This is a genomic window from Aquipluma nitroreducens (genome assembly GCF_009689585.1).
In the GTDB taxonomy this organism is placed as follows: Bacteria; Bacteroidota; Bacteroidia; order Bacteroidales; family Prolixibacteraceae; genus Aquipluma; species Aquipluma nitroreducens.
Map to the genome: position 1 here is coordinate 803604 of NZ_AP018694.1, position 19794 is coordinate 823397.

At 38.5% G+C, this 19794-nt stretch carries 23 protein-coding genes; 16 read left to right on the plus strand and 7 right to left on the minus strand.

What is annotated here, in order from left to right; genetic code table 11:
* Positions 1 to 60 precede the first annotated feature (60 nt).
* Both AQPE_RS03325 and AQPE_RS03330 read left to right on the plus strand, forming a co-directional pair.
* The gene (locus AQPE_RS03325; protein WP_318349630.1) at positions 61 to 1068 is read left to right on the plus strand and encodes an alpha/beta hydrolase; all 1008 of its coding nucleotides are present in this window, start codon (positions 61 to 63) and stop codon (positions 1066 to 1068) included.
* Positions 1069 to 1846: 778 nt separating this feature from the next.
* Entirely contained in the window at positions 1847 to 2188 is a 342-nt protein-coding gene (locus AQPE_RS03330) for a hypothetical protein (protein WP_318349631.1), read from the plus strand.
* 75 nt (positions 2189 to 2263) lie between these two features.
* Here AQPE_RS03330 and rimO read toward each other — a convergent pair whose 3' ends face one another.
* The 5 genes from rimO to rpmB all read right to left on the minus strand — a co-directional run bounded on the left by rimO (position 2264) and on the right by rpmB (position 5445).
* Positions 2264 to 3559, minus strand: coding sequence for a 30S ribosomal protein S12 methylthiotransferase RimO (gene rimO, locus AQPE_RS03335; protein WP_318349632.1), 1296 nt, complete (start codon positions 3557 to 3559; stop codon positions 2264 to 2266).
* A 192-nt stretch (positions 3560 to 3751) separates the two neighbouring features.
* Positions 3752 to 4702, minus strand: a complete 951-nt coding sequence (gene ftsY, locus AQPE_RS03340; RefSeq protein ID WP_318349633.1) for a signal recognition particle-docking protein FtsY — start codon at positions 4700 to 4702, stop codon at positions 3752 to 3754.
* Positions 4703 to 4847: 145 nt separating this feature from the next.
* Complete coding sequence (locus AQPE_RS03345) at positions 4848 to 5000, minus strand: DUF4295 domain-containing protein (protein WP_318349634.1); 153 nt, start codon at positions 4998 to 5000, stop codon at positions 4848 to 4850.
* Between the two features lie 8 nt (positions 5001 to 5008).
* Complete coding sequence (gene rpmG / locus AQPE_RS03350) at positions 5009 to 5191, minus strand: 50S ribosomal protein L33 (protein ID WP_318349635.1); 183 nt, start codon at positions 5189 to 5191, stop codon at positions 5009 to 5011.
* Between the two features lie 11 nt (positions 5192 to 5202).
* Positions 5203 to 5445, minus strand: a complete 243-nt coding sequence (gene rpmB, locus AQPE_RS03355) for a 50S ribosomal protein L28 (RefSeq protein WP_318349636.1) — start codon at positions 5443 to 5445, stop codon at positions 5203 to 5205.
* 197 nt (positions 5446 to 5642) lie between these two features.
* Here rpmB and AQPE_RS03360 point away from each other — a divergent pair, with 197 nt between their 5' ends.
* The 5 genes from AQPE_RS03360 (at position 5643) to AQPE_RS03380 (ending at position 11178) form a co-directional block, all read left to right on the plus strand.
* Complete coding sequence (locus AQPE_RS03360) at positions 5643 to 7082, plus strand: MBOAT family O-acyltransferase (protein WP_318349637.1); 1440 nt, start codon at positions 5643 to 5645, stop codon at positions 7080 to 7082.
* Positions 7083 to 7297: 215 nt separating this feature from the next.
* Positions 7298 to 8263 (plus strand): hypothetical protein, encoded by a 966-nt coding sequence (locus AQPE_RS03365; RefSeq protein ID WP_318349638.1) that lies wholly within the window; start codon positions 7298 to 7300, stop codon positions 8261 to 8263.
* A gap of 58 nt (positions 8264 to 8321) precedes the next feature.
* On the plus strand, positions 8322 to 9137 hold the full coding sequence (locus AQPE_RS03370; protein WP_318349639.1) for a CPBP family intramembrane glutamic endopeptidase: 816 nt from the start codon (positions 8322 to 8324) through the stop codon (positions 9135 to 9137).
* A gap of 74 nt (positions 9138 to 9211) precedes the next feature.
* Complete coding sequence (gene coaD / locus AQPE_RS03375) at positions 9212 to 9691, plus strand: pantetheine-phosphate adenylyltransferase (protein ID WP_318349640.1); 480 nt, start codon at positions 9212 to 9214, stop codon at positions 9689 to 9691.
* Between the two features lie 62 nt (positions 9692 to 9753).
* Entirely contained in the window at positions 9754 to 11178 is a 1425-nt protein-coding gene (locus tag AQPE_RS03380; protein WP_318349641.1) for a peroxiredoxin family protein, read from the plus strand.
* Here AQPE_RS03380 and AQPE_RS03385 read toward each other — a convergent pair.
* On the minus strand, positions 11171 to 11803 hold the full coding sequence (locus AQPE_RS03385) for an NUDIX hydrolase (RefSeq protein WP_318349642.1): 633 nt from the start codon (positions 11801 to 11803) through the stop codon (positions 11171 to 11173). The genes AQPE_RS03380 and AQPE_RS03385 overlap by 8 nt on opposite strands.
* Before the next feature lie 32 nt (positions 11804 to 11835).
* On the opposite strand from AQPE_RS03385, the gene pyrE reads away from it, so the two are divergent.
* Positions 11836 to 12471 carry an orotate phosphoribosyltransferase gene (gene pyrE, locus AQPE_RS03390; protein WP_318349643.1) on the plus strand — a complete coding sequence of 212 codons (636 nt, stop codon included), beginning with the start codon at positions 11836 to 11838 and terminating at the stop codon, positions 12469 to 12471.
* 73 nt (positions 12472 to 12544) lie between these two features.
* Complete coding sequence (locus AQPE_RS03395; RefSeq protein WP_318349644.1) at positions 12545 to 12994, plus strand: hypothetical protein; 450 nt, start codon at positions 12545 to 12547, stop codon at positions 12992 to 12994.
* Positions 12995 to 13064: 70 nt separating this feature from the next.
* On the opposite strand, the gene AQPE_RS03400 is transcribed toward AQPE_RS03395, so the two are convergent.
* Positions 13065 to 13832 carry a biotin--[acetyl-CoA-carboxylase] ligase gene (locus AQPE_RS03400; RefSeq protein ID WP_318349645.1) on the minus strand — a complete coding sequence of 256 codons (768 nt, stop codon included), beginning with the start codon at positions 13830 to 13832 and terminating at the stop codon, positions 13065 to 13067.
* Positions 13833 to 13940: 108 nt separating this feature from the next.
* Here AQPE_RS03400 and rsfS point away from each other — a divergent pair, with 108 nt between their 5' ends.
* From rsfS to AQPE_RS03435, 7 genes are all read left to right on the plus strand, one after another.
* Entirely contained in the window at positions 13941 to 14318 is a 378-nt protein-coding gene (gene rsfS / locus AQPE_RS03405) for a ribosome silencing factor (RefSeq protein ID WP_318349646.1), read from the plus strand.
* A 6-nt stretch (positions 14319 to 14324) separates the two neighbouring features.
* Positions 14325 to 16358 (plus strand): ATP-dependent zinc metalloprotease FtsH, encoded by a 2034-nt coding sequence (gene ftsH, locus AQPE_RS03410; RefSeq protein WP_318349647.1) that lies wholly within the window; start codon positions 14325 to 14327, stop codon positions 16356 to 16358.
* Entirely contained in the window at positions 16358 to 16993 is a 636-nt protein-coding gene (locus AQPE_RS03415) for a LutC/YkgG family protein (protein WP_318349648.1), read from the plus strand. Before ftsH ends, AQPE_RS03415 begins: the two co-directional genes overlap by 1 nt.
* 11 nt (positions 16994 to 17004) lie before the next feature.
* Entirely contained in the window at positions 17005 to 17211 is a 207-nt protein-coding gene (locus AQPE_RS03420) for a putative signal transducing protein (RefSeq protein ID WP_318349649.1), read from the plus strand.
* A complete protein-coding gene (locus AQPE_RS03425; protein ID WP_318349650.1) occupies positions 17208 to 18035 on the plus strand; it encodes a phosphatidate cytidylyltransferase in 828 nt (275 codons plus the stop codon). Before AQPE_RS03420 ends, AQPE_RS03425 begins: the two co-directional genes overlap by 4 nt.
* A 134-nt stretch (positions 18036 to 18169) precedes the next feature.
* Entirely contained in the window at positions 18170 to 18823 is a 654-nt protein-coding gene (locus AQPE_RS03430; RefSeq protein ID WP_318349651.1) for a phosphatidylserine decarboxylase family protein, read from the plus strand.
* Positions 18824 to 18825: 2 nt separating this feature from the next.
* A complete protein-coding gene (locus AQPE_RS03435) occupies positions 18826 to 19578 on the plus strand; it encodes a CDP-alcohol phosphatidyltransferase family protein (protein WP_318349652.1) in 753 nt (250 codons plus the stop codon).
* Positions 19579 to 19794 lie beyond the last annotated feature (216 nt).

Sequence of the window (19794 nt, forward strand, 5' to 3'; positions counted from 1 at the left end):
TCGATTTTTAGTAGTTTAGCAGTATATAATTTTCAAATATTCCGATAGAACTAATTGGCTATGAAAAAGTTTCTGATAACTACAAGCATTTTAATTATTGTCCTTTTAATTACCTATCTATCAGGACCCCAATTCCCGAAACCAGAATTAAACCGAAACCTCCCTTCCATACAACTTCAAACCAACGAAGTAGAATCTTATGTCCGGAATAAAGAATCAGGAAAAAAAATCAAGCCGGATAATGAAAGCCGCATTATTTGGGCAAACAACAGTTTGAAAAACAAAACTTCCTATTGTCTGCTTTACCTTCATGGTTTTTCGGCCTCCTGGTACGAAGGAAACCCTGCTCACATTGATTTCGCCCATCGGTATGGCATGAATTTATATCTACCACGCTTGGCTTCGCATGGAATTGACACAACGGAGGCATTAATTGACATGACACCTGATCGCCTTTACGAATCGGCCAAAGAAGCATTGGTGGTGGCACAATCACTGGGTGAGAAAGTGATCCTGATGAGCACCTCAACAGGTGGAACATTAAGTTTGAAGTTAGCCTCCGAATTTCCAGATTTGATTTCGGGACTTATTTTGTATTCACCAAACGTGGCCATAAATAACGGAGCGGCTTTTCTGCTGAGTAAGCCTTGGGGATTGCAAATTGCGCGAAAAGTTTATCATGGTAACTACCGAATTACCAACTCCGATTTTGCATCAGAAGATTGTCGGTACTGGAACTGCAAATACCGGCTGGAAGCAGTGGTTTACCTTCAGCAATTGGTTGAATCGACCATGAGCAAGGAAAATTTTCGGAAAGTTAAAACGCCTGTTTTTTTAGGATATTATTACAAGGACGAGGGAAATCAGGATCAGGTAGTAAAAGTTGATGCTATGCTGAAAATGTACGATGAACTTGGCACGCCAGAGAATCAAAAACGAAAAGTTGCTTTCCCGGAAGCAGGCAACCACCCAATAGCCTGCAAACTGTTTTCAAAATCGTGGCAGGATGTCGAAAAGGCCAGCTTTCAGTTTGCTGAAGAAAAGTTGGGATTGACTGCAATCAAATAATATTTTAGACCAGCATTTAGTAAGCTTATAATAAATATTCATTTTTCTACAATATACCCAACGCATTACTAAACAATAAATTACAAATTTATTTACTTTACAAAATCTTGATAACTCAAGTAAATGCATCAACATTAAGCCGATAACGTGTGTTTATTTAATCAGAGGATTTGATATTTTACAACTTTAGATTGGAAATTCTATTTTTAGTTGGTATTTTCATCCTGAAAATGAGTGACCATATTTGTTGCTCGAATTATGTAAAAACACATAAATAAGCAAATTAAAGCATATACAACATAACCTATTCTAAATTTTCAAGTTCCTTATTGATTTCTTGAAAATGAAGAGTTGCAATTGGTAATAACAATATCGGTATTCTGTCGGCAAAGGCAAAAAAACATAAATCTCGCATCTTTGTAACAGAAGTGACTAAATTACAGACAAGTATCTGTAAACAAATAAGATCAGGCTATTTACTGACAAACACGGCTAACGATATATCATAAGCTTATAAAGTATGAAATTTCAGAGAATCCACAAATTGTTAATTGCAATTATATTGCTTGTAGCATTTTGTGCCTTTACAGATAAAAAACCTCAAAATCCTGTCACTAAAGGCAATGCGATTACCAATGACACGATACCTGAAGTTATAGTATCTAGCCCAAAACTAATATCCAAATCAAAATCTGATCGATATAAAATATACTTGAAATATTGCAATGAAATTGTTAAAGATACGATCCTTCAAACCGGATATCTAAATTTTGACACATTGAGAGTATCCTTCATTCCTGTGAATAAGCTATATTTTGGAAAACCGATTATAAAGTCGCTTCAACTTTCAAAGGAATTAGCCAATATCATCGTAATGGACACCATTTGGAATAAAATAGAAGCTCCGGAATACCGATCAACCTGGGAATATTATATTTTGGCCAAACATCCAATGCCCGCAAAAAAAAATATAATTGAGATTGACTATACCAATAAAATCATCGTTACCAGACTAAGGGAATACATGATGAAAAGAAGTAAACCCCTTCCCATAAGTGACTGGGATAAATATATCAACAACAAATCGAGCAGAAATCAACCTACCGAACAGTATTTCTAAATATCCAGACGTGCAAATTTCCCCAAGCAACCAACTCCAATAAGCAAAACCCAGTGATTTTGGCTGTGTGATGGGCTATACGACATTCCCGTACAAATCAAACTCTTCTGAACTGGTAATTTCAACTTCACAAAACTGTCCCTTTTTCAGCGAAACTTCCTTGCTGATCAACACTTCGCCATCCACTTCCGGCGAATCAAACTCAGTACGTCCAACATAGAATTCTTCGTCTTCCCGATCGATGATCACTTTCAGAGTCTGCCCTATTCTTTCGGCATTTAACTGAGACGAAACAATTTGCTGAATGCCCATCAATTCTTCGACACGAGCTTGTTTTACATCTTCAGGAATATCGTCCGAATATTTCTTGTACCCATAAGTTCCTTCTTCGTGCGAATAAGAGAAAGCGCCCAAACGGTCGAACCGATGTTTGCTGACAAAGCTTTTCAGCTGTTCAAAATCTTCTTTGGTTTCACCCGGATGGCCGATCAGCATGGTTGTACGGATGGCAATTCCGGGAACTTCTTCCTTAATTTTCTGAAGTAAAGCTTCAGTTTCTTCAGTAGTAACCTGGCGCAACATGTGTTTCAGCACGTTATTCGAACTATGCTGAAGCGGAATATCAATGTATTTGCAGAGTTTCGGAACGGTCTTAAACAGCGGCAAAATGTCCATCGGGAACTTGGTCGGATATAAGTAATGAAGTCGAATCCATTCAATTCCATCAACTTCAGCAATTTTCTGAATCAGTTCTGCCAGCATTCCTTTTCCGTATAAATCGATGCCGTAATACGACAAATCCTGGGCAATAAGCAAAATCTCTTTTACACCACTTTTTGCCAGATATTTGGCTTCTTTCACCAAGTCATCCATCGATTTAGAAACATGTTTCCCCGTCATTCCCGGAATAGCGCAAAAGGCACAAACGCGGTTACATCCTTCAGATATCTTGAGGTAAGCAAAATGCGAGGGTGTTGTGATCTTTCGCTCATAAATAAATTCAGGGCGATAAGTTGCCTTCAGTTCGCCAACCAAGGCTTTCAAATCGAACTTTCCGAAAAACTTATCTACTTCCGGAACTTCCTGTTCCAAATCGGTTTTGTAACGCTCCGAAAGACAGCCCATCACATATAATTTATCAATGTCGCCGCGACCTTTGGCATCAACAAACTGCAAAATAGTATTCACCGACTCCTCTTTGGCATCGTGAATAAATCCGCAGGTATTGATCACTACGATATCCGAATCTGCATCATTCGAATCGTGAACCACTTCGAAACCATCCTTCGAAAGCTGATTCAGTAATACTTCCGAGTCAACCAGATTCTTTGAGCAACCCAAAGTCACCACATTTATTTTTTGCTTCTTCATTTTTCTATTTTTTAGCCAATAAGGCCCTAAGTCACAAAGTTAACACCAACGATTTTTTAATCTGTTTTGGCTTAAAACAGTATACTTTAATAAAAGTTCTGAATTCGTGTCCATCCAAAAGAAAGGCCAGCAAAAGCCAGCCATATCGTTTTTCATTCTCCGGTCTTCCGTCTCCAAACTACGGACTATTTCTTAACTAAACAGCGATTCAACAAATTCCCTTCTCCGGAAAATCTGTAAATCTTCCATCTTTTCACCTATACCAATGTATTTAACCGGAATTTTAAACTGATCGGAGATGCCAATTACCACACCACCTTTTGCTGTTCCATCGAGTTTTGTAAGTGCCAGAGCGGAAACCTCGGTAGCTTTTGTAAACTGCTTGGCCTGTTCAAATGCGTTTTGTCCGGTTGAACCATCAAGAACAAGCAAAACCTCGTGAGGCGCAGTTGGCACTACCTTTTTCATGACTGATTTAATCTTGCTCAGTTCGTTCATCAGGTTCACTTTGTTGTGCAAACGTCCGGCAGTATCAATAATCACCACATCGGCGCCCTGTGCTTTTGCCGATGAAAGTGTATCGTAAGCAACAGAAGCAGGATCGGCACCCATCACCTGCTTAACAAGTGGCACTTGTACCCGATCGGCCCAAATCTGAAGTTGATCGATGGCCGCTGCTCTAAACGTATCAGCTGCACCTAAAACTACTTTTTTACCGGCTGCTTTAAAATGCCAGGCAAGTTTTCCAATAGTGGTTGTTTTACCAACACCATTCACGCCAACAACCATGATTACATAGGGTTCATTGCTTTCAGGAAGGTCAAAATCGGCAATATCGTTGCTGTTATTTTCTTCAAGCAAACTGGCAATCTCTTCTTTCAAGATACCATTCAATTCGGAAGTTCCCATGTATTTATCGGCCGAAACGCGCTTTTCGATGCGTTCGATAATTTTCAGAGTCGTTTCAACGCCGACATCCGAAGAAATCAGAATTTCTTCCAGATTGTCCAACACTTCATCGTCAACCTTGGTTTTCCCAATGATAGCGCGGCTAATCTTTGTAAAAACACTTTCTTTGGTTTTTGCAAGCCCTTGGTCAAGGCTTTCTTTTTTCTTGCTGTTAAAAATTCCGAAAATACCCATATTAGCACCTGTATTAAAGAGCGGCAATTTAGTAATATAAAATGAATCAGCCTTACAGACGTAAAACGATCTGCTTTAGAGGCTTAATTCAATAAAAAAAGCCTTCACCAACGATGAAAGCTTTTTATTATAGAGAGATTTTGATCTATTTCTTGAAATGATCTTTTACATTTTCATTAGGAACAATTTCTTCCTGAAATGTATAAGCACCGGTTTTTTCGGATTTTACCATTTTCACAACTTTCGCGTAACCCTTACCGGCACCTTTTTGTAATGATGCAACTACTTTCTTTGCCATACTATTTATTATTTAATTTCGCGGTGTACAGTAACTCGCTTTAAGTTAGGATTGTATTTCTTTTTCTCCAAACGCTCAGGAGTATTCTTCCTGTTTTTGGTAGTAATGTACCTTGAAGTTCCGGGAACCCCACTGGTTTTTTGCTCGGTACATTCCATGATTACCTGAATTCTATTGCCTTTCTTAGCCATCTCTTAAAGCTTTAAATAGTTGTAATTAAACCTTTTACCTTCGCAGCGTTTAACGATGCATTCAACCCGTTTTTGTTGATTGTACGGATACCGTTGGCTGAAACAGTCAAAGAAATCCAACGATCTTCTTCAGGTAGATAAAACTTCTTCTTAAACAAATTAGGAAGGAACTTCCGTTTTGTTCTACGTTTTGAATGAGAAACATTGTTTCCCACCATTACTTTTTTACCAGTTATTTGACAAACTCTTGACATTGTCTTATTTTTTTAATCAGAACCTCACATTTTTCAAACAGCTCGCAAAATAAGTACATTTTCTTCAAACGATCAAATAGTTTGAGAAGTTTTTTCGATAATTTTCAACATCTCATTGTTCAAAAATAATAAGTCCTCAAATTGCATCCGTTTAGAACAAAAAAAATTACATTCGTTTAAACCCTTTTATCCACACAATGCTCTTTAATTCAATCACCTATTTTTTCTTTATCATCATTGTCTTTGCATTGTATTGGTCGGTTCTCCTGAAGAATTTTAAGTGGCAAAATCTATTTCTTTTTATTGCGAGTTATTGCTTTTACGGATGGTGGGATGTTCGATTTTTAGCTCTCATTTTTATTAGCTCGTCAGTCGATTTTTTTCTGGGAAGAGCCATTTTCAACGAACCAGTCAGGAAGAAAAAGCAGCATTTGCTCGGATTATGTATATTTATTAATCTGGGGATGCTCGTTTTTTTTAAATATTACAACTTTTTCACGGTCAGTTTCTCAAGTATGATTGAGCAACTTGGATTTCATTCAAACCCACATACACTTCAGATTATTTTACCAGTCGGAATTAGTTTTTACACGTTTCAATCGCTAAGTTATTCAATCGACATATACCGGAACAAAATAAAACCCACAAACAATTTTATTTCGTTCATGACTTTCGTCTCATTCTTTCCCCAACTGGTGGCAGGTCCTATCGAAAGAGCTTCTGAATTGTTGCCACAGTTTTTGAAAGCACGGACGTTTGATAAGGAAAAAGTAAAATCAGGCTTCCGGTTTATTCTATGGGGTTTGTTTAAAAAGATGGTTATTGCTGATCGTCTGGCTTATTTTGTCGATCATGTTTATAATTCGTCGGCAAACTACTCGGGAATAGCGCTGATTGCAGTAGCTTTTATGTTTGGGTTCCAGATTTATTGTGATTTCTCGGGATACTCAGATATTGCAATCGGATCGGCTCGCCTACTTGGGTTCGATCTGATGCAAAACTTTCGATCTCCCTATTTTTCGAAAAGTCTTCAGGAATTTTGGCAACGCTGGCATATTTCGCTGTCAACTTGGTTTCGAGACTATGTTTATATTCCATTAGGTGGAAATAAGGTCTCTAAAAAACACTGGATTATAAATATTCTGATAACATTTACGTTATCGGGTCTGTGGCATGGTGCTGCAGCAACATTTGTTTTATGGGGATTTTTGCATGGATCGTTTTTGATCGTTGAGTCGTTCATTAAACCCGATCGACCAAGTAAATTGAGAAATTGGGTTGGTTTTTTAATGACGTTTTCGTTCGTGAATTTTGCCTTGATTATTTTCAGATCGAAGTCGCTGGATCAGAGCTATGAAATATTTAGCCGGATAACCGACATGAATTGGATATTTATAGATCAACTTAAACATGCATGGCAAACAAGTAATCTGTTTAAGGAATTTGCAATTTCTATAATTATCGGATTTCCAATTTTCCTGCTTACTGAGATCTTAATCAGGAAGAATGATTTTAATGAATTGATTGTCAATCTATCAACAACAAAAAGATGGAGTTTGTATTTGTTTTTCACCGCATTGATCCTGATTTTTGGTGTTTTGAATTTAGCTCCGCAATTCATTTATTTTCAGTTCTGACATGAAACAATCCATAAAAAGATCTATGCTGATATTTTTCAACAATGAATTCAATCTGGTAATTAAAAAACAAATTACGGATAGATGAAATAGCCATAAGAGCAAATGCCCATACAAACCGAAAATGTATAAATGGCTATTCGCTTCGCGGATTTCGCAAGCTCAATTCCATGAGTACGTTATAAATTTCAACAAAGCAAAAACATTTTATACGAATGAAAGAGGTCATACAAAAAATAGCTTTATTCTTTGGATTACTTGCCTTGCCGGCTGTAACGTTACTTATATTACCCTACTCCAATGAATTTGCGCGACATTTCATTAAAGATGATTGTTACAATCACGGAGCCTGGATTTTTGATCGCCTCACAAAAAATACGACTCCGATTGATATCGCATTTATTGGTTCGTCTCACACCATTCATTCTTTCCAGGAAAATAAAATGGAAGGCCTATTAGGGAACAGACTTCATTTGGCCAATCTGGGCTACTGTCGATTTGGACGAAACCTGGAATATTTATTTGTAAAAGAACTAGTTGCAAGCAAAAATCCAAAATTGGTGGTCATCGAAGTACACGAAGACGAGTCAAAAAACAGCCATGATATCTTTCCTTTTCTGGCTGATACAAAAGATTTGTTAATTAGTCCAACATTTCTAAACCGCGACTATTTTTCAGATGTATTTAAAGGAGTTTCAGCAAGATTGGAACAATTTAAAACAAAAACCATTTTTCAGGAGAAATATCCGGAGAATGACCTAAATCTATACGGCTACGGAGAATCGGACAGAATAGCGAGTGAAGAAGAATTTTTAAAGAACAAGGAAGGATGGGGCAAATGGACCAAGAGACGAGGTTCCCCTGAATTAGAAAAAATACAGCTAAAATATCCATATGCTTATTTGACTAGAACAATCAAGTTGCTGAATGACAAAAAGATACCATTCATTTTCGTGTATTTACCCGAGAGCGGATCTAATTTTCAGACTCCACTACGACTGGATTTTTATAAACAATACGGACCAGTTCTGATTTTACCAGACTCAATATTGAAAAACCCGACCAATTGGATGGACGATATGCACTTTAATAATCGAGGTGCCGGTCAGGTTTCGGAATGGATGGCAAAAAAATTAAAACAAATACTCGAGGAAAAATGTCTTATTGATCATACTGATTAATGTATTCTGATTCAAATCATATATTTGTATGAATAATAAATATGAAACCAACTAAAAAGTGAATTCGCAAACAAACAAATACTACCCAACCATTTTAGGAGCCATTCATCTGGTGGTTCTTTATACTTTCATTCAAACCATCATCGATTTTCCGCTTGCACTGTTCGATTATTACAATGGGACTGATTATCTCTATAATCCATTCAAGAAAATCATTTTGGGTGTTGGATCACCTGCTTTCATTTTCTATTATGCCTACCGGAAAGCCGGTGTAAAGCTTAACGAACTTTTTCCATCCAAATCGTTTAATGTATTTATCCTGATTCCGGTCTTGGTCTTTCTTTGGGCTGCCCAAAATCTGATCGGAGAAGTGAACATTGCATTAGATAAAGTATTGCCACCACCTTCGTGGTTCTGGGAGTTGTTCAATAAAATTTTTGAAAGCGATTATGGAATTTATGGTGCAATTCTGAAAGTTGCCATTATAGCGCCGGTCGTTGAAGAGCTGATATTCAGGGGTGTGATTATGCATGGTTTGATGCGAAACTATTCGAAATTTACGGCAGTTTTTGTTTCAGCTTTAATGTTTGCATTATTCCATCTCAATCCATGGCAATTCCCGGCGACTTTTATTCTCGGCCTTCTGCTTGGCATTCTGATGGTTCGTACCCGCAACATCTACTTGTGTATTCTGGGGCATGCCTTCAATAATGGACTGGTGTTAGTTAGCATTCAGTTTTCGAATCAATTACAAAACACTTCATTTTTCCAAAGCAGCAAATCCAGTCAACTCATGATCAGCACGTTGCTTGCAGCTATCGCGTTGGTTTTCATCTTTATTATTAGCAGCAGAAACGATTCCGAAACGAATTAAATCGAATGATTTGTTTGCTTATTTTGAATAAGCACTATATTTACAACTCATAAATTTCCAGAAAAACCAAGTACATGGAACGAGTTGCCATTTTCCCGGGGTCATTTGATCCGTTTACCGTTGGACACGAAAGCATCGTAAAACGCGCGATCCCGCTATTCGACAAAATCATTATCATGATCGGATTTAACTCCAGCAAACGTTCGTTCTTTTCGGTCGCAAAAAGAGAAACATGGATCAACGAAGTTTTCAAAAACGAGCCCAAAGTTACCGTTCAATGTCACGAAGGACTAACCGTTGACTTCTGTAAACAAGTGAATGCACAATATATATTAAGAGGTTTGCGTACTTCGGCTGATTTTGAGTTCGAACGCGCCATTGCTCAGATCAACAAAAAAATGCTCCCGAAAATTGAATCGGTTTTCCTTTTAACCATGCCAGAACACACTCCAATAAATTCTACAATTGTCCGCGACATCATTCTGCATGGTGGAGATCCGAGCATGTTTTTGCCATCGTCATTAGATATGTCAGAATTTAAGCTAGAAAAATAATTATTGCCTGATTCATGCGTTTTGATGTATGAATCAAGTTCTCATCAATCCGTCTTATCGTCGTGAAAAGAAGTATATTACTATCCATCTTCATTTTATTTGGCTTGCTTGCAACTGAAAAATCATGGTCGGCCACAGTCAAGATTTCAGGAAAAGCTCCTGAATACGCCATGAATTCAATCGAACTTTACACGCTTCACGACATCGTTTCCGAAGAAAAAATAAAACTGGGAACCTTTCGATTTAGTGCAGATGGCTTGTTTAACCTGGACGTTGAAATTACTGAAACCACACTCTGCCTGGCCGATTTTGACGGCTATCACGGAATGATATACATTGAACCCGGCAAGTCGTACCAAATTGTATTTCCGCCCAAACGAACATTAACCGAATCACAAAAAAGGAATCCATTTGCAAAACCGGAGCCGGTTTGGTTTGGAATTCTAAATCCGTCAAAAGACGAGTTGAATCTCAAAATACAGCAGTTTGAGCAAGAATATGCCAAACTTGAGAATCGGTATTTCGACCAAATATTCGCAAATCAATCCAAATCGTTGGTCGACACCGTCAATCTGAAACTTGAGAAAGAATTTCCAAAAACAAATTCATCGTTTTTCGAGTCGCACAAGTTTTTCAGAAAGGCGAACCTTGAGTTTGCACTCAATCAAGGTAAATCTGCTGAATTTATGGAAACCTATTTCAGCCATTCAAAACCCATGAGTAATTTGGCTGCCTATTCAGTCATATTCAATCAGGTTTTTATGAATTATTTCAGTATGCTCTCCAACGCACCAAACAGTACTGAAATCAGGAACCGAATCAATTCAGCCAACCTGACAAAGCTTGATGATTATTTTCAAAAACAGCTGCATTTCAACAAGGAACTTTCGCATTTGGTGCTGATTAAATCGATGAATGATGCTTATTATAGCAAGCAATTTTCGAAAGCATTGATTCTGAAATTACTCGATCAGATGAAGTCGCCAGAATGGAGCGCTTACGAGCAAAAAACAGCGCAATTAATCCATTCAAAACTTACCTATTTAACCAGCGGCACTAATCCACCATCAATTATCCTGAAGAATTTAAACGGTCAAAAAGTAAATTTTTCTGATTATCCGAACACATACATTTACCTCCATTTCACCGATCCAAAAAACTCCATTTGCCGCCAGCATCTGGATGCGCTGAAAGCCATTTCGGCTCGCTACAAAGAAAAAATGGTGATTATTAATGTGATTCCGGAGATTAAAGGGTTTAAAAATGGAAGCGGATGGCCTGGAATATTTACGACTACCGATAGCAATACAGAAACAAGCTACAAAGTAAAAACCTACCCAAATTCGTTTTTGATTGGCAAAGATGGGAAGTTGTTACTTTCGCCAGCGCCAAATCCAATCGATGGACTCGACCGGCAATTAGGGCAGCTTTTCAAAAGTGATTACTTCAAGGAAATGCAGAAACAGAACAACCCGGATGTTAAATAATTGGTAACGATTTTTTCAGAAAATCGATCAAACTGGAATACGTTTTGGAATATACCCGATCCAAATCTGCGATGGAGAACCATGTCACTTCGTGAATATCTTCTTCAACTTGAGGAACCGGAATTTCGTTACCTGAATAATTCATTAGAAACCATTTAGTTTCCTTTAGCACCAAATTATTCAGGTGTGGCAAATAAGGAGACCGGTAGATATGAAACGTTGAATCAAGTTGATTGATGACATGAAGTCCAGACAAACCACACTCCTCCTCAACCTCACGAACGGCAGCTAATTCAGGAGTTTCTTTCTTTTCAATCTTCCCCTTAGGAAGATCCCAAACGCCCAACCGTTTAATAAAAAGGAATGCCCCTTCTGAGTTCCGAACCAATCCACCAGCAGCCGGAATCTCAACAAACTGACTTTTAAAATGCTCCCAGGCAGTATCAACTTCATGATTCAAAATGAAAAACCCAGAAGGAGTTTCTGTAGATTCAATTTGCGATATTATCTGATTCACAACATCATAACTCACCAAATCAAATATCTCAGTAATGTTATTATTTAATGATTTATTCATTTCTGAACCGAACTGAATGATAGAACCATTGAAAAAAACTTTGTACATTTGCGAGTATTAAAAGATAAAAGAAAACAATCATGCTTGAACAAATTCAACTCGAAGTTACAAAGAAACTATTACACATTAACACCATAAAAGTACAGCCCAACAATCCGTTTACCTGGGCTTCAGGCTGGAAAGCTCCAATTTATTGCGACAACCGTAAAATCTTGTCGTATCCTGAAGAGCGTACTTTTATTTGCCAGAAGTTTTGCGAAATCATCCGCGAAAAGTACCCACAGGCCGAAGTTATTGCCGGAGTTGCTACCGGGGCTATCGCTCATGGCATGTTGGTTGCTCAGGAATTAGGCCTGCCATTTATTTATGTTCGGGCAAAACCAAAAGACCACGGGCTCGAAAACCTGATTGAAGGTGACATGAAAGCTGGTCAGAAAGTGGTGATCATTGAAGATTTGATTTCAACTGGATTGAGTAGCCTGAAAGCTGCTGATGCAATCACCAATTTTGGTGGCGATGTTCTTGGAATGGTTGCCATTTTTACCTACAACTTTCCACAAGCACGTAAAAACTTTGAAGATGCAGGTCTTGAGTTGACTGCTCTAAGCCGTTACCAGATTTTGATTGAACAGGCAATCGAATTGGGTGATGTTAGGCCCGAAGAAGTAGAAAAACTCAACCAATGGCGTGAAAATCCTGAAAGTTGGGGTCTATAGATTATTCATTACATCTTATAATCTCCCCTTTTCTGTGAGGAAGAGGGGATTTTCTTTTTAAAACCTAAGCAGAATGAGTACCACAAAATATGTAAGCGACGTAAAAGTCATCAATAATAATCAGGAAGTTATCTTCAATTACCTGTCAAACTTCGAAAACCTGTCAAAATACGTCAACGAGGGATTATTGACAAAAATGACAGAGCAAATTCCACAGATTAAGATTTCGAATTTCGAATCGGATGCTGACTCATGCCGTTTCCAGATTGCTGGAATGGGCCTTGCCGAAATCAGGATCATTGAACGTGAACCGCACAAAACCATCAAGATAAACAGTAGTGGCGGCATGCCTGTTGGAATAACATTTTGGATTCAGTTGCTTCCGGTTTCGGCCTACGAGACCAAACTTCGCCTTACATTAGATGCCGATATGAGCATGATGATTAAAATGATGGTCAATAAAAAGCTGGAAGAAGGAATTAACCGACTGGCCGACATGCTGGCTGCATTGCCTTACAGGTAGTGGCCAGTATTCAGTCACGGTTTGCAGAAAAGACGAAAGACAGGATACAAATGGGTGATTAGTCAATAATTCAGTCCTTCAATCCTTCAGTTTTTTGCAGAAATTCAACTTCCTTGAAATGAAATTCCAATACTTCTCCGTCATTCTTTCGGATAATTAATTGTCCAATTTCGTTAACACCGAGAATTTCACCTTCAAAAACTAAATCTTCAGCTTTAAAAAAATGCTTTTCATTTATGCGATAAAGAGCAGAGATAAATTCCCGATCAATTAGTTCTTCTTCTCTATTTCGCAAAAGAGCATAATACCAGTTTATTCCGGATAATATTTCGGCCAGAATAACCTCACGATCGTAGTGCTGATTTGTCAGCATTTTTAGAGATACCGGATTAGGGGCATTACTGTAAAAAATGGTTTGATTCACATTCAGGCCAATACCAACAATAGAGCTTTTCAACAATCCACTCATAATTGAATTTTCAATCAAGATACCACCGAGTTTCCGATTGCCGGCATAAATATCATTGGGCCATTTTATTTTTAATGAATCAACATACTTATTCAGAGCCTTATAAATACCTAAAGCGACTACTTTAGATATCATAAATTGCCTACGAATCTCCAAGAATACTGGACTCAAAACAACTGAAAAGAGTAGGTTTTCATTTGGCAGGCTTTCCCATGAATTGTTCTGTTGTCCTCGACCAGATGTTTGTTCATATGCCAAAAAGACAGTACCTTCCGACAACCCATTTTCACGTATTTGGCGGTTGGCATAGTTGTTGGTAGAATCTGTCACCTTGAGGCGTACAATTAAATTTCCAATAATTTGATCCATGCTACTGAGTTAAGTTTGCATTTACATTTAATGCTGAAATTTCGTCGCACAAGTTTAATCACTTATAATAAGGTAAAAAATTTATCTTTGTAGTTCTAATAAAAAATTATGGATAAAAGCGTTAAAGAAACTGAAACTGAACAATTGTTGAAAGCCATTGTTGAAGGAATTCAAAGAAAAAAAGGACTTGAAATCGTTAAAATAGACTTAACAAAAATTAATCATACTGAATGTAAATATTTCATCATTTGCCACGGAAACTCGGTTACACATGTCGATGCCATAGCTCATTCGGTTGAAGACACCGTTGAAGAACTCATGAACGAAAGTGCCTGGCACAAAGACGGATATCGAAATTCAATCTGGATCTTACTCGATTATGCCGAGATTATGGTACACGTTTTTCAAAAAGAATCCAGAAACTTTTACGACCTTGAAAACTTATGGGCCGATGCACACATCGAATTAATTAAAGAAGAAAACTAATAAATAATGGGAAACAATAATAAAAACAAGGAAAAGCTAAATATCGGGAATATGGGTTCGGGGAATAAAGCCCCCAAATTTAATCCCTATTGGATATATGGTGTAGTAATTATCGCTTTTCTGGCCATCCAGTGGTTTACCTTGGGTGGAGGACCGGTTGAGACAAACTGGAACGAAGTAAAAACAACCATACTGGCCAACAACGATGTTAAAAAAATTGTTGTTGTCAATGAAAAAGAAGCTCAGGTATATCTGAAAGAAAGCAGTTACGACAAATATTCTGCAAAGCTAAACAATGGATTTACTGCACCGCAAAAAGTTGGGCCACACTATTTCTTCGAAATTGGTCCACCGGAAGCATTTGCAAACAACCTAAAAGAGGCTCAGGCCAATGTTGCTGAAGAAAATAAAGTTGGCATCGAATATAAGACTGTCCACAACTATTTGGGCGAATTATTGAACTGGATTCTTCCGTTTGCAATCATCATTTTAATCTGGTGGTTTATCTTCAAGCGGATGAGTAAAGGAACTGGTGGTGGTGGTGCCGGCAATATTTTCAATGTCGGTAAATCGCAGGCCAAAGTATTTGACAAAGATTCAAGAGTTTCAAATACATTTAAAGATGTTGCCGGATTAGCTGAAGCAAAACAGGAAGTGGAAGAAATTGTCGATTTCCTGAAAAGTCCGACTAAATTCACCAAATTAGGAGGTAAAATTCCAAAAGGAGCACTACTCGTGGGCCCTCCGGGAACCGGAAAAACATTACTGGCCAAAGCTGTAGCCGGAGAAGCCAATGTTCCTTTCTTCTCGATGTCGGGATCCGACTTTGTTGAGATGTTTGTCGGAGTTGGTGCTTCGCGTGTTCGCGATTTATTCAAACAGGCCAAAGAGAAAGCGCCTTGCATTGTGTTTATCGACGAAATTGATGCCATTGGACGTGCCAGAGGCAAAAACCCAAACATGGGATCGAACGATGAGCGTGAGAATACACTGAATCAGCTTTTAACTGAAATGGATGGTTTTGACACCAATTCAGGAGTAATTATATTGGCCGCGACTAACCGCGCCGACATTCTCGACAAAGCTTTAATGCGTGCTGGCCGTTTCGACCGCCAGATACACGTTGAATTACCCGATTTAAACGAGCGAGAAGAAATATTCAATGTTCATTTAAGGCCTATAAAACTTTCACCGGAAATTGATCCTGCTTTTCTGGCCAAACAGACTCCGGGATTCTCGGGCGCCGACATTGCTAACGTATGTAACGAATCGGCTCTAATTGCAGCCCGACACAATAAAGATTTAGTCGACAAACAAGACTTTTTGGATGCCGTTGACCGAATAATTGGAGGTCTGGAAAAAAAGAATAAAATCATTTCGGTGGATGAAAAACGCCGGATCGCTTATCATGAAGCCGGACACGCTACTATAAGCTGGTTGCTCGAACATGCTCATCCATTGGTAAAAGTGACCATTGTTCCGCGTGGAAAAGCGCTGGGTGCTGCATGGTATCTTCCTGAAGAACGGTCGATTACAACAAAAGATCAGTTGCTTGATGAAATGTGTTCTGCCTTGGGTGGCCGTGCTGCCGAGCAAATTTCGTTCAACAGCATCTCTTCCGGAGCGCAAAACGACCTCGAAAAAGTGACCAAGCAGTCGTACGCCATGGTAAGTATTTTTGGCATGAGCGAAAAAGTTGGAAACGTAAGTTTTTACGACTCGTCAGGTCAGAATGAATACGGATTCACCAAACCTTACAGCGAAAAAACAGCTGAATTGATCGATTCAGAATCGAAACTATTGATTGAAACGCAATATGCAAGAGCTCTGGAAGTTTTGACAGCGAACAAAGAAGGTCACGAAAAATTGGCTGAATTACTTTTGGAAAAAGAAGTTATCTTCAGCGAAGACCTTGAAAACGTATTTGGAAAACGCAAATGGGGAAAACCTTTGATGGTTGCTGAAGTAAAAAAAGAAATAGCTGCCGGACTTCTCGAAAACAAAGAAGCTCCTGCTACTTCTGAATCGACAACTGCATAATGGATTCGGCAAGAAATAATATTTTGGCCCGGTTAAAGGCCGCACAGGATAAAAGAGGTGAAATTGGGGAAAACATCCCTGATTTCACCTCTCCTATTTACCATCCGCTCAACGATTCGTTAAGTCTGGAATTTAAAACGAACCTCGAGATGATTGGGGGACAAGTTTATCTGCTTAGATCGAAATCAGAGGTTACAGATCAGATCAAACAGATTTGCGAGGAAAAACACCAGGATCGAATTTTTTGTACCGACCCAAAACTTCAGGAAATACTTCAGGATAGTATTCAAATTGATTCGGATGAAAACTCATTTTTAACATTAAATATTGGAATTACAGGCTGCGAATTCCTGGTAGCGCATTTGGGTTCGGTCATGATTAGTTCTGCCCAAATTTCAGGACGACGCTTAAATGTCTTTCCGGAAACACATGTAGTTATAGCTCACCAATCGCAATTGACAGATTATTTGGATGGGGCTCTTGAGAAATTGCAAAACAAATACAAAAATGAGTTACCTTCGTTAATCAGCAACATCACCGGGCCAAGCCGCACAGCCGATATTGAAAAGACATTGGTTATGGGCATGCATGGTCCAAAATCGCTGATTGTCATCATCTCTGAAGAACCGATTTAACATCTGAAACTATGGAAAAAGACTGGGTATGTGTATTTCACTCTGAACAAGGATTTCAGGCTGAAATAGCTCGTGAAATTCTCGAAAACGAAGAAATCAATTGTGTTGTACTTAACGAACATGACTCAACATTTCCATCAATTGGTGATTTGGAAATATGGGTTCACCAGGATTTCGAAGTAAAAGCAACTGAACTTTTAAAAGATTTAATCCTTTGAAGAAATTAATTACGCGAACGATTACCGGAATCGTTCTTGTTTTGGTTATGCTGACAGCTATTTTTGTCAGCTCGTATAGTTATGCGATCCTCTTCCTCATTATTTTAATAGCCAGCATTCACGAGTTCACGAACCTTTTTAAAGAATCTGAAGTTCGACCTAACAGTTACTTTAGTTATCTGGTTTCAATTTGTCTGTTTATTGTGACTTTCCTGATCGCAAAAGGGATCGTCGAAGTCAGGTATTTTCTGGCGCTACTGCCATTCTTCCTGATGATTATGGCTGCCGAACTTTACCGCAAGCAAAACAAACCGGTCGAAAACATTGCCGTAACAATTTTTGGTATCATTTACCTGGCCATACCGGTATCATTGATCAACTTTCTGGTTTTCCCCGAAATACTATCATCAACAAATGCCTATACCCCAAAACTATTAATTGCATTGTTTTCGCTGATCTGGATCTACGATTCAGGAGCATATTTGGTAGGGGTATCCATTGGAAAACATCGGCTATTCGAGCGTATTTCGCCAAAAAAATCATGGGAAGGTGCCATTGGCGGAACACTTATCGCAATCACTGCATCGTATTTCATTTCCAGTGTTATTCCTGAAATCAATTTGATTCATTGGATTGCAATTAGCGTTTTAACTGTAGTTTCATCAACTTTTGGAGATTTAACCGAATCGATGTTTAAACGCTATTTCGGAATTAAAGACAGCGCAAATGTACTTCCCGGACACGGAGGCCTACTCGACCGCTTCGACTCTTTGTTCTTTGCGGCCCCGATGGTGGTGATTTACCTGAAACTTTTTGTTGAATAACTTTTTACATCCCAACTTAACAGCGATTTTCATTTTGGCCTGACGATTATTCGGTTTTTGTTTACTTAAATTCAGCGATGCAATTAAAAAGCACAATTATTTGCTATTTTTGAAGCCAAAATATAAAACTTAATATGAAGTTTCATAAAGCCGGCACTACTACTATTTACTATGCAACTGCAATATTCGCGGTTCTCATTCTCATTTCGTGGTTTTTAATCACTGACAATGCCATCAAACTGGGTATTCTGGGAGCCTATGGATTGGTATATTTCCTGATTATTCAATTCTTCAGGTATCCGGAGCGAAGCATCGTTCAGGATGAAAATGCGATTATATCCCCTGCCGACGGAAAAATCTGTGAAATCAAAGAAACGATTGAATCAGAATATCTGGGGACAAAATGCCTTCAGGTTTCCATATTTATGTCGCCAACCAACGTACACATTAACTGGATTCCCGTTCCTGGACAGGTAACCTATATGAAGCACAAGGATGGTGAGTTTTATGCAGCCTTTAAAGACAAATCAGCAGAAGAAAACGAGCGTACCACAACAGCGGTCAAAATCAGGGATGGGCGCGAAATTGTAATGAAACAAATTGCCGGTGCAATGGCTCGCCGAATCATAAACTACGTTCAAGTTGGCGACAATGTTGATCAAACAACAGAACTGGGTTTCATCCGGTTTGGTTCGCGGGTCGATTTATATTTACCCCTTGGCACCAAACTGAATGTAAAACTGAGAGACAAGGTTAAAGGCTCGCAGACCATCATTGGCCAAATTTAGTTATGAGTCAAAAAAACAATATATTTTTCTGGGTACCCAACGCCATTACCTCCATGAATCTGGTTTGTGGTAGTTTGTCGGTTTTCTTTGCCATCGACGGACAATTGGGATGGGCTTCTGTTTTCATATTTGCCGCCGCAGTTTTCGATTTTCTCGACGGTTTTGCAGCCCGGTTACTAAAAGCTTATTCTGCCATTGGAAAAGAACTCGATTCACTGGCCGATATGGTTTCTTTTGGACTGGCGCCTGCCGCTATGGTATTTACCATGCTCCAACTGACATTGTTTGGTAAAATTCAGCTTATACAAAATATCGAAGGAAACTTTAGCCAATGGCTTTTGCTCTTCACCAGTCTGGTTATCCCGGTTGCCGGAGCTTTCCGTTTGGCCAAATTTAACACCGATGACCGGCAAAGCGAACAATTTTTAGGTATGCCCATACCGGCTAACGCTATATTTTTTGCATCGCTTGGCCTTATCCTCGAATTGGGCACCAAAGAGGCTATTGTTCCCTTTATCCTGAACAAATATATACTGCTAATTGCGATATTTGCCTGTTCGTTCCTGATGGTTTCTGAATTGCCTATGTTTAACCTGAAATTCAAGAACCTGAAATTAAAAGAAAATGCACTTCGTTTTCTTTTTCTGGGAGTAACATTATTTATGTTGGTTTTCCTTCAAATCTACGCATTACCACTTATCATTATCTGGTACGTGCTACTTTCGGTAATTAGCCACCTGGCAGGAAAAAAATAAAGCTCACCAACAATATTTTAACGGTAAGAGTGCTATGGAAACATAACACTCTTTTTCTTTTTATAAAACATCAAATTCGATATAAAAAAAGATAAGACGCTATGCAAACGATTGCCTTTTCATAAGTGTCAGCTTTACACGTTAATATTTTAACGTAAACGTTAAGCTTTGGATATTATTCCACCGTTACCCTTACCCCACTTCAATTCTACCAGA